The organism is Streptomyces sp. RP5T, from assembly GCF_003933965.1.
GTDB lineage: Bacteria > Actinomycetota > Actinomycetes > Streptomycetales > Streptomycetaceae > Streptomyces.
Map to the genome: position 1 here is coordinate 1 of NZ_RSAJ01000301.1, position 10,061 is coordinate 10,061.

Sequence of the window (10,061 nt, forward strand, 5' to 3'; positions counted from 1 at the left end):
CGCGTCCCCCCGCGAAGGCGAACCGGACCCCCATGGCGAGGTCGCGCCCCCAGCTCCCGCGCTTCATACGGCCCGCTCCATGTCCCGCGACTTCCCGTCCCGTACGACGATCTCGCGGTCGGAGTAGGCGGCCACCCGTGCCTCGTGCGTGACGAGGACGACGGCCGCGTTGGTGGACCGGGCGGCCTCGGTGAGCAGCTCCATGACCCGCTCGCCGTTGAGGGAGTCGAGGGCGCCGGTCGGCTCGTCGGCGAACAGCACACGAGGGCTGGTCACCAGGGAGCGGGCCACGGCCACGCGCTGCCCCTGGCCGCCGGAGACCTCGCCGGGCCGCTTCTTCCTCAGGTCCTCGACCTCCAGGCGTTCCATCCAGCCCAGGGCCGTCCTCTCGGCCTCCTTGCGGGAGGTGCCGTTCAGCCGCAGCGGCAGCGCCACGTTCTCCACGCAGGTCAGCTCGGGGACGAGCTGGCCGAACTGGAAGACGAACCCGAACTCGGAGCGCCGCAGGGCGCTGCGCTCGGCGTCGTTCATCGTGGCCATCTCCTGGCCGTTGTACGTGATCGAGCCCGAGTCGGGCGTGACGATCCCCGCGAGGCAGTGCAGCAGGGTCGACTTGCCGGAGCCGGAGGGGCCCATGACGGCGACGACCTCGCCGGGGTGGATGGAGAACTGGGCGCCGTCGAGGGCGACGGTCGGACCGTAGGTCTTGCGCAGTTCGTCGGCGACGAGAAGGGAACCGGCCGGGGTCACTTGACCACCACCTCCGCGAGCTTGTCGAGACGCGCGGCGGTCAGCTCCAGCCAGCGCAGGTCGGCTTCCAGATGGAACAGGGCGTGGTCGCAGATCAGCTGGTCGGCGAGGTCGCCCTTGCGCTTGCGGTCGGTGAGGATGCGCATCATCCGCAGGTGCTCGGAGCGCTGGTTGTCCAGGATGTCGGCGGCGTCCCGGTGCGTGAGCAGTGCGAGGACGACCTTGGTGTACAGCGTGGACTGGAGGTACGGCTCGGGCTTCTCGGGCGTGGCGAGCCACCGCTGCACGTCGGTGATCCCGGCGTCGGTGATGGCGTAGCGCTTGCGTTCGGGGCCGCCGCCGGGTTCGATCCCGTCGACTTCGACGAGTCCGTTCTTCAGCAGTCGCGACATCGTCGAGTAGACCTGGCCGTAGTGCAGCGGCCGGTCGTGACCGAACTTCTCGTCGAAGGCCCGCTTGAGGTCGTAGCCGTGGCGGGGCCCGGACTCCAGGAGCCCTAGGAGGGTGTGACCGATGGACATGGGAGGGACTGTACACGCGGTGTATACCCCGCATGTATACGCGGAGTGTGTAGACGGATGTCAGCGCGTGAGCCACCGCAGGTGGGGGCCGATTGTCACGGTTCTGCTACGCGCTCTACGTGTCCTCGGAGTCCTTGGGCGGCCGGCCCCGGCGCGGCAGGGGTCCGGTGTCACCGGGCAGCCGGCCGGCCTCCTTCAGTGCCCTGCGCAGAAGGAACTCGATCTGCGCGTTCGCCGACCGCAGTTCGTCCCCGGCCCACCGCGCGAGCGCCTCGTACACCAGCGGGTCCAGCCTCAGCAGCACCTGCTTGCGCTGCTGAGGCCGGCGCTCGGGGGAGCCCCCCTCGGAAGGAGCCGTCACTGGTAGAGCGTCCCGGTGTTGAGGACCGGCTGCGGGGCCCGGTCGCCGCACAGCACCACCATCAGGTTGGACACCATCGCCGCCTTGCGCTCCTCGTCCAGCTCCACGATGTCCCGCTCGGTGATCCGGGCGAGCGCCTCCTCGACCATGCCGACCGCGCCCTCCACGATCTGCCGCCGGGCCGCGACCACCGCACCGGCCTGCTGCCGCTGGAGCATCGCCGAGGCGATCTCCGGCGCATAGGCGAGGTGCGTGAAGCGGGACTCGATGATCTGCACGCCGGCCGACTCCACGCGCGCGTGCAGCTCGGTGGCGAGCTTCTGGGTGATTTCGTCGGCGTTGCCGCGCAGCGAGAGACCGTCCTCCTCGTGGGCGTCGTAGGGGTACTCGATCGCGATGTGCCGTACGGCCGTCTCGGTCTGGGTGGCGACGAACTTCACGAAGTTGTCCACCTCGAAGGTGGCCTGCGCGGTGTCCTCGACCTTCCACACCACGACCGCGGCCAGTTCGATCGGGTTGCCGTAGGCGTCGTTGACCTTGAGGACGGCGGTCTCGTGGTTGCGGACCCGGGTGGAGACCTTGGTGCGGGAGGTGAAGGGGTTCACCCAGCGCAGGCCGTCCTGGCGGATGGTGCCCTTGTAGCGCCCGAAGAGCTGCACGACCCGGGCCTCGCCCGGCGCGACCGTGTTCAGGCCGCGCAGCGAGATGAGCGCGGCTATCAGTACGAGCACCCCGCCGACGGCGAACCCGGGGCTCTCCCCGCTCGCGGCGAACAGGAAGAAGGCGAGCAGCAGTCCGACCAGGCCCAGCAGGAGCGCGAGCGCGCCGCCGATGCTGTGCGCGGCGAACTCCCGCACGCGCGGAGCGGGCATGTCGGGCACTGATTCGTCCATGGCCATAGGGGTCCCCCATCGTCGATGTCGTCGAGCGGCTAGCGCTGCTCTAGCTAAGTGATATCACTTTACCCCGTCCTGGCAACCTCGAAGCCCTCTCGGAGGTCTGGTTCCGAGGAGGCGGGTGCTGATTCTCACGCCCTCCCAAGGCCGGATCGAGGGCCCTGTGTCATATAGACCGGTGTTAGCTTTCTGAGCTGACCTGTGCCACGAACGTGTGTGGCCGCCGATGAGGAAGCGGAGCGAGTCGACCCATGGGACGAGCGGAAGAGAGAAGAGCACGTCAGCGCGGTGGTCGCCGCGCGGCGCCGCCCACGCGCTCGTCCGGGACGCCGAGCGAGGGCCTCGCCACCGGCGGCAGGGCCGCCGCGCGCAAGGCGGCGGGACGGGGCAGGAAGGGCGCGAAGAAGGGTAAGAGCGGCATACGCCGGTTCTTCACCTGGAAGAAGATCCTCGGCACGTTCTTCGGCTTCTGTCTGCTCGGCATCGGCGCCTTCATCGTGATGTACATGATGATCGACGTGCCCAAGGGCAACGCGGCCGCGCAGAAGCAGAGCAACATCTACGAGTGGAGCGACGGCTCGGTCATGGCCCGCGTCGGCGACACCAACCGGGAGATCGTGGACCTCTCCGAGGTGCCCAAGGAGGTCCAGCGCACCTTCGTGGCGGCGGAGAACAAGACCTTCTACACGGACTCCGGCGTCGACCTCAAGGGCACCGCCCGCGGCCTCATCAACACCCTGTCCGGCAAGGGCAAGCAGGGTGGCTCCACGATCACCCAGCAGTACGTCAAGAACTACTACCTCGACCAGGACCAGACCGTCACCCGCAAGCTGCGCGAACTGGTCATCTCGTTGAAGGTGGACCGCACGACGTCCAAGGACAAGATCCTCGCGGGCTACATCAACACCAGCTACTACGGCCGCGGCGCCTACGGCATCCAGGCCGCCGCCCAGGACTACTACCGCGTCGACGCCAAGAAGCTCAGCGTCGAGCAGGGCGCCTACCTCGCCGCGCTGCTCCAGGCCCCGAGCCAGTACGACTGGGCGGTCGCCAGCCCCACCGGCAAGAAGCTCGTGCAGGCCCGCTGGAACTACGTCCTGGACAACATGGTCGGGCAGGGCTGGCTGGACAAGACCGAGCGCGCCGCCATGAAGTTCCCGGTGCCCAAGGAGCCCAAGGCCGCCCCCGGCCTGGAGGGCCAGAAGGGCTACCTGGTCAAGCTCGCCAACCAGCAGCTGGAGAAGCAGCTCGTCAAGACGCAGGGCATCACCCAGGACGAGGCGGAGGCCCGGGTCGAGAACTCGGGCTGGACCATCACCCTCAACATCGACAAGAAGAAGCAGTCGAAGCTGGAGAAGTCCGTCAAGAGCCAGCTGATCAGCAAGCTGGACCCGAAGAAGCGCCCGGTGGACAAGAACGTCCAGGCCGGTGCCGTCTCCGTCGACCCCAAGACCGGGAAGATCGTCGCCCTGTACGGCGGCCAGGACTACACCAAGCACTACATCAGCAACGCCAACCGCACCGACTACCAGCCCGCCTCGACGTTCAAGCCGGTGATCCTCGCCGCCGCGCTGGAGAACGGCTCCGAGACGCACAGCGGCAAGCCGATCGGCGCGAACACGGTCTACGACGGCACCAGCAAGCGCCAGGTCGTCGACGGCAACGGCAACAAGGTCGGCTTCGCCCCCGAGAACGAGGACGACCGGAGCTACGGCAAGCAGGTCACCGTCCAGACGGCGATGAACCAGTCCATCAACTCCGTCTTCGCGCAGATGGGCGTCGACGTCGGCATGGACAAGGTGCTCGCGACCGCCACCAAGCTCGGCATGGACACCGGCAAGCTGAGGGCGCTGCCCGCCTACACCCTGGGCACCATGGGCGCGAGCCCGCTCCAGATGGCCTCCGTCTACGCCACCCTCGACAACCACGGCAAGCAGGTCACGCCGAGCATCATCAAGTCGGCCGAGCAGGGCGGCAGCGAGGTCCAGCTGCCCGACCCGATCGGCGAACAGGTGATCAGCCGCGAGGCCGCCGACACCGTGACCTCGGTCCTGACCGGCGTGGTCGCCGACGGTACGGCGAAGATCTCCGTGGCGGAGAACCCGGCCCGCGACGGCCGCAAGGTCGCCGGCAAGACGGGTACCTCGGACGACAACCTCTCGGCCTGGTTCACCGGCTACACCCCGGACCTGGTCACCTCGGTCGGCCTGTTCGGCGAGGACGCCAAGACCGGCGCCCAGAGCAAGCTGTACAAGACCGCCGGCCTGGACCGCGTCAACGGCGGTGGCTTCCCGGCCCAGATCTGGGCGGAGTACACCTTCGGCGTCGCGGCCAGGAACACCAAGTTCGACCTGGACACCGACCAGGGCGCCGCGGTCCAGCCGACCTGGACCCCGAAGCCCTCTCCGACCCCGTCCGAGACGCCCTCGGAGACGCCGTCGGAGACCCCGTCCGAGACGCCCTCGGAGACGCCGTCGGAGACCCCGTCGGAAACTCCTTCGGAGACGCCGTCGCAGAGCGCGCCGACCGGTGAGCAGAGCACTCCGGTGGAGACGTCGACCTCACCGCTGAACCCGTTCGACCCCGGCAGCGGGAACCAGAACCAGTAGCACGAGAGAGGGGGCGCCCGGTGTCACCGGGCGCCCCCTCTCTCGTTCCCTAGCCCCTGTTGAGCTCGAACCACACCACCTTGCCGGTGCTCAGACGGGTGGCGCCCCACCGCCGGGCGAGCCGATTGACGAGGTAGAGCCCGCGCCCGCCCTCGTCGGTGGCCCGTGCCTGCCGCAGCCGCGGCAGCTGCGGCACGTCGTCCCCGACCTCGCACCGCAGGACGTCGGTCCGCAGCAGCCGGAGCGTCACCGGGCGCGTCGCGTACCGCACGGCGTTCGTCACGACCTCACTGACCAGCAGCTCCACGGAGTCGGTCAGATCCTCCATGCCCCACCGGGAAAGCGCCCGCCGCGCGAGCCGCCGGGCGCGGCCCGGGGCCGCGTCCTCCGGCTCCAGGAACCAGTACGCCACATCACTCGGCGCGATCCCGTCGAAGCGGGCCGCGAGCAGCGCGATGTCGTCGTCCCGGTCACCGGGACCGAGCATGTCGAGCACCTCGTCGCACAGCGCCTCCAGCGGTGGCGGATGATCCGGCCCGGTCAGCTGCGCGGTCGCGGCGAGCTTCTCCCGCAGCTGCTCTATGCCGGTCCACACGTCCCGAAGCCGCGACTCCACCAGCCCGTCGGTGTAGAGCAGCAGGGTCGCCCCGGCCGGAGCGTCCAGTTCCACGGCCTCGAAGTCGACGCCACCGACACCGATCGGCGCACCCGGAGGCACCCGCAGCACCTCCGCCCGGCCGCCCAGGTGCAGCAGCACCGGCGGCGGATGACCGGCGTTGGCGATGGTGATGCGGTGCGAGACCGGGTCGTAGACGGCGTAGAGGCAGGTCGCCATGCGGTCCGTACCGAGCCGCTGGGCCTGCTCGTCGAGGTGGTGCAGCACCTCCTGCGGGGGCAGGTCGAGACCGGCGAGGGTCTGCGCGGTCGTCCGCAGCTGGCCCATGATCGCCGCCGAGGTCATGGAGTGCCCCATGACGTCTCCCACGACCAGGGCGACCCGGCTGCCGGGCAGCGGGATCGCGTCGTACCAGTCACCGCCCACCCGGGCCGTCTCGGCGGCCGGCAGATAGCGCGAGGCCAGCCGCACGCCGGTCGGCCGCGGGAGCGTTTCCGGCAGCATGGTGCGCTGCAGCTCGTCGGCGATGTACGCCTCACGGCCGTACAGGACCGCCTTGTCGATGCCCAGCGCGCTGTGCGTGGCGAGCTGGGCGGCGACGAGCAGGTCGTCCGGGTCGAAGGGGATGCGGTCGGGGCGGCGCAGGAACAGGGCCGCGCCGATGACCCGGCGCCGGCCGCGCAGCGGGGCGAGGATCGCCCGCCGGCCCGAGGGCACGGCGAACTCGCAGCCCTCGCCGAGCAGTTCGGGCAGCGCCGCATGGGCCGCGGGCGTGTCCGTGAAGACCGGCCGCACCCCGCGCAGCACCTCGGCGAGCGCGCTGCCGGGCTGCACCTCGCACAGTTCGGTGCCGAGCCCGTCCAGCTCGGTCGGGTTCTCCGGCACCGGCACCGGCAGGATGCCGTCCTCCAGGTCCCGCTCCTGCTGCGGAATGCGGTCACTGCGCCGCAGCCGCAGCACGAGGGGACCGGTGGGCCGCTCGTCGCCGACCGGCAGCGGGTCGCGCAGATAGACGAGGATCGCGTCCGAGAACGTCGGCACGGTCGCCCGGCACAGACCCATCACGATCTCGTCCAGGTCGATGCCCCGGGCGATCCGACGGGTCGCCGCGCCCACGAAGCGCAGCCGGTCGCCGTCGCGCCGCATGGGGGTGGGCCGGCCCGGAGGCAGCCCCTGCCCGCTACGGCGTTCGTCACCGCTCTGGGACGACCGCTCGCCCTCACCGCCCGGCTGGACCGGGACCCCCTCGGGGACGGGCCGCGGCCGGTGCGTGTCCGGCTCGGCGGCGGCCGGCTGGGAGTGCTCGGGGCCGGTACCGGCCGGGTTCATGCCCATGTCCTTGTTGTTGCCGGTCGTACCGGTCCTGCCGGTCGTGCTGTTGCCCGCCTGGGCGACGGGTGCCTCCGACGCGGGATCACCCGAACGTGCCTGGAGCGGTAAAGCGGCCGACGCCTCCGCGCCGTGGGCGGGCGGCGGCGCCGGGGAACGCAGGAGCGCCCCGCGGGGGTCCGTGGGGTCGACGCCCGGCTGGGGGCGCTCGAAGGAGGTCGGGTGCTCCGTCACGCGTGTCGAATCCGTCCGTCCGGGGCTGCGCGCCTCACGCGCAGTGGGTCCCGCCGAAATCCCGATACCCGGAATGCGTGTCCCAGGAACGGAATTCCCGCGTGGTCAGGGGCTGTTCCTGCGTTTTCGGTCAACCTTCCGCGGCCCGTAGCGGAATTGCCCTCGTACCCCACGCTCACGTCCTGCCGCCCCTCGGTGACGATCGGTCAAGCACAGTGCCCGCTTCGGTAGTTGCCGCTGCGCACTCTTGCGGAGGACGATCCTACGTTTGCAGCCCGGGGGCACATCAAGGGTCTCACGAGGACAAGTGCGCGGGCATACGGTCCCAGTCTTCCGGAAGCCGCGGCACGGTCCAGCCCGGATCGGGCCGCCAGTCGGGCCATCCGTCCGAGAACGGCGGGCCCCAGGCGCGGATCACCCGCACCGCGGACCGCCCCGCCGATCTGACCTGTTCGGCCAGGTCCGGGCCCATCAGCCCGTCCCGCTGGGCCTGCGCGAACTCGTCCTCGTCCCGCCACTGCCAACCCCGGTCCGGGTCCACGGTGATGTCCAGGAAGTGATCCTCGGAATCCACACCTCCGGCCCAACGGGCCAGCGGCTCCTCCAGGTTCACGTACCAGTTCTTGAACCGCCAGCCCGGCTCCCAGAACAGCCACACCGACCACGGCAGCCCCGGCCGGGCCAGCTTCAGCACCCCGGTACCGAACCAGCGGCCCCGCCGCACCGAACGCGGCTTGGTGTAACGGGACTCCAGCGGCTCGGCGTGCACCGGCGTGCCGTCGGCCAGCACCGGCCGCACACACTCAGTGCCCGGTGCCAGCCACACGGCGAGCAGATCCTCGTCGTCACGCACGACGGTCACGGGGCGGGCGATGTGGAACTGCTCGCCGGCGTTCTCCCGGTAACGCCACAGGATCTGACTCCCGGGCTCCCAGAAACGCGCCGTCGTACCCGCTTCCACCGCTCTCACCGCTCCACCGTCTGCCATGAACAGATATTAGGTGCCATAGGCATACGACGCTGCGGTACGCGTCACGGTTCACGCGCGCGCGGGAAAGGTTACGGCCGTGTCATCCGCAGGACATCCAGTGCCTCGTCGAGTTGTTCGGCCGTCAGATCGCCGCGTTCGACATAACCGCCCTCCAGTACGACCTCCCGGATCGTCCGCCGCTCGGCGAGGGCCTTCTTGGCGACCTTGGCGGCCTCCTCGTACCCGATGTACTTGTTGAGCGGGGTGACCACGGAGGGCGAGGACTCGGCGTACTCACGGGCCCGTTCGCGGTGCGCGACGATGCCGTCGACGGTCCGGTCGGCGAGCAGCCGGGAGACGTTGGCGAGCAGCCGGATCGACTCCAGGACGTTCTTCGCGATCACCGGCAGCATGACGTTGAGCTCGAAGTTGCCGGCCGCGCCGGCGGTCGCCACGGTGGCGTCGTTCCCGATGACCTGGGCCGCGACCATCAGCACGGCCTCCGGGATCACCGGGTTGACCTTGCCGGGCATGATGGACGAACCGGGCTGGAGATCGGGCAGCGAGATCTCGGCCAGCCCCGTCCTCGGCCCCGACGACATCCACCGCAGGTCGTTGGCGATCTTCGTGAGCCCGACCGCGATGGTCCTGAGCTGCCCGCTGGTCTCGACGATCCCGTCCCGGGCGCCCTGCGCCTCGAAGTGGTCCCGCGCCTCGGTCAGCGGCAGCCCGGTGGTGCGGGCCACCTCCTCGATGACGGCGGCCGAGAAACCGGGCGGGGTGTTGATGCCGGTGCCGACCGCGGTACCGCCCAACGGCAGCTCGGCGAGCCGGGGCAGCGAGGCGGTGAGGCGCTCGACGCCGTACCTGATCTGCGCGGCGTACCCCGCGAACTCCTGGCCCAGGGTCACCGGAGTGGCGTCCATCAGATGGGTCCGCCCCGACTTCACGACGTCGGAGAACTCCTCGGACTTGCGGCCGAGGGCGTCAGCGAGGTGCTGGAGCGCGGGGATGAGATCCCGCGTGACGGCGGCGGTGGCGGCGATGTGGATGGACGAGGGGAAGACGTCGTTGGACGACTGGGAGGCGTTGACGTGGTCGTTGGGGTGCACGTCACGGCCGAGCCGCTCGGTGGCCAGTGTCGCGATGACCTCGTTGGTGTTCATGTTGGACGAGGTACCGGAGCCGGTCTGGAAGACGTCGACCGGGAAGTGCGCGTCCCAGTCGCCGCGGGCCACCTCGTCGGCGGCCTCCTGGATCGCCTCGGCGACATCCTTGTCGAGCACGTTCAGCCGCGCGTTCACCTTCGCGGCCGCCCCCTTGATCCGGGCCAGCGCCTCGATGTGCGCCCGCTCGATCCGCTGCCCGGAGACGGGGAAGTTCTCCACCGCCCGCTGGGTCTGCGCCCGCCACTTGGCGTCCGCCGGCACCCGGACCTCGCCCATGGAGTCGTGCTCGATACGGAACGCCTGTCCCTGCTGCTCGTCGGCCACTGCCGATCACCTCCGTCTTGCTCAGCACCTGCCCCCGCGACACCTATTCCTGTCACACACCGCAGAAGAAGGTGTCAGGAGAAGCAGGAGGTGGGGATCGGGCGAGAACGGGGCGTCGGAACGGCGGAAGGCCCGCGCTGCCCCCTGCCGCCGCAGGCCGAGGCGTCCGCCAACGATCCGGACCTGGAGCCCGGGCCCATGGCCGACCAGCGGGCGAAGCCCTGGCGCGGGGTGCAGGAGACGCAGTCCCCGCCTGGGTAGAAGGGGCGGAGCCCCTGGGGG

9 protein-coding genes are annotated in these 10,061 nt (G+C 70.2%); 2 read left to right on the forward strand and 7 right to left on the reverse strand.

Features of this window, described 5'->3' with window-relative positions:
* Positions 1-63: 63 nt before the first annotated feature.
* The 4 genes from EHS43_RS26985 to EHS43_RS27000 all read right to left on the reverse strand — a co-directional run bounded on the left by EHS43_RS26985 (position 64) and on the right by EHS43_RS27000 (position 2,531).
* A complete protein-coding gene (locus tag EHS43_RS26985; RefSeq protein ID WP_125193350.1) occupies positions 64-750 on the reverse strand; it encodes an ABC transporter ATP-binding protein in 687 nt (228 codons plus the stop codon).
* Positions 747-1,271, reverse strand: a complete 525-nt coding sequence (locus EHS43_RS26990) for a PadR family transcriptional regulator (RefSeq protein ID WP_125193351.1) — start codon at positions 1,269-1,271, stop codon at positions 747-749. Before EHS43_RS26990 ends, EHS43_RS26985 begins: the two co-directional genes overlap by 4 nt.
* A gap of 115 nt (positions 1,272-1,386) precedes the next feature.
* Positions 1,387-1,632: a hypothetical protein gene (locus tag EHS43_RS26995; protein WP_260470731.1), complete on the reverse strand. Its 246-nt coding sequence runs from the start codon at positions 1,630-1,632 to the stop codon at positions 1,387-1,389.
* Positions 1,629-2,531, reverse strand: a complete 903-nt coding sequence (locus EHS43_RS27000; RefSeq protein WP_125193353.1) for an SPFH domain-containing protein — start codon at positions 2,529-2,531, stop codon at positions 1,629-1,631. The genes EHS43_RS26995 and EHS43_RS27000 overlap by 4 nt, the downstream gene beginning before the upstream one ends.
* 248 nt (positions 2,532-2,779) lie before the next feature.
* On the opposite strand from EHS43_RS27000, the gene EHS43_RS27005 reads away from it, so the two are divergent.
* Positions 2,780-5,137 (forward strand): transglycosylase domain-containing protein, encoded by a 2,358-nt coding sequence (locus EHS43_RS27005; protein ID WP_125193354.1) that lies wholly within the window; start codon positions 2,780-2,782, stop codon positions 5,135-5,137.
* 49 nt (positions 5,138-5,186) lie between these two features.
* Here the strand turns inward: EHS43_RS27005 and EHS43_RS27010 are convergent, their stop codons facing one another.
* From EHS43_RS27010 to EHS43_RS27020, 3 genes are all read right to left on the reverse strand, one after another.
* Positions 5,187-7,316 carry a SpoIIE family protein phosphatase gene (locus EHS43_RS27010; RefSeq protein ID WP_125193355.1) on the reverse strand — a complete coding sequence of 710 codons (2,130 nt, stop codon included), beginning with the start codon at positions 7,314-7,316 and terminating at the stop codon, positions 5,187-5,189.
* 295 nt (positions 7,317-7,611) lie between these two features.
* The gene (locus EHS43_RS27015; RefSeq protein ID WP_185806427.1) at positions 7,612-8,304 is read right to left on the reverse strand and encodes a DUF402 domain-containing protein; all 693 of its coding nucleotides are present in this window, start codon (positions 8,302-8,304) and stop codon (positions 7,612-7,614) included.
* 71 nt (positions 8,305-8,375) lie between these two features.
* Positions 8,376-9,779: an aspartate ammonia-lyase gene (locus EHS43_RS27020; protein ID WP_125193356.1), complete on the reverse strand. Its 1,404-nt coding sequence runs from the start codon at positions 9,777-9,779 to the stop codon at positions 8,376-8,378.
* A gap of 90 nt (positions 9,780-9,869) precedes the next feature.
* Between EHS43_RS27020 and EHS43_RS46670 the strand changes: the two genes are divergently transcribed.
* Positions 9,870-10,040, forward strand: a complete 171-nt coding sequence (locus EHS43_RS46670; RefSeq protein ID WP_185806428.1) for a hypothetical protein — start codon at positions 9,870-9,872, stop codon at positions 10,038-10,040.
* The last annotated feature ends 21 nt before the right edge of the window (positions 10,041-10,061 follow it).

Bases quoted from the DNA above. Each gene is read 5' to 3' on its own strand.
- EHS43_RS26990 (WP_125193351.1), bottom strand. From the start codon at position 1,271: ATGTCCATCGGTCACACCCTCCTAGGGCTCCTGGAGTCCGGGCCCCGC.
- EHS43_RS27000 (WP_125193353.1), bottom strand. From the start codon at position 2,531: ATGGCCATGGACGAATCAGTGCCCGACATGCCCGCTCCGCGCGTGCGG.
- EHS43_RS27015 (WP_185806427.1), bottom strand. From the start codon at position 8,304: ATGGCAGACGGTGGAGCGGTGAGAGCGGTGGAAGCGGGTACGACGGCG.
- EHS43_RS27005 (WP_125193354.1), top strand. From the start codon at position 2,780: ATGGGACGAGCGGAAGAGAGAAGAGCACGTCAGCGCGGTGGTCGCCGC.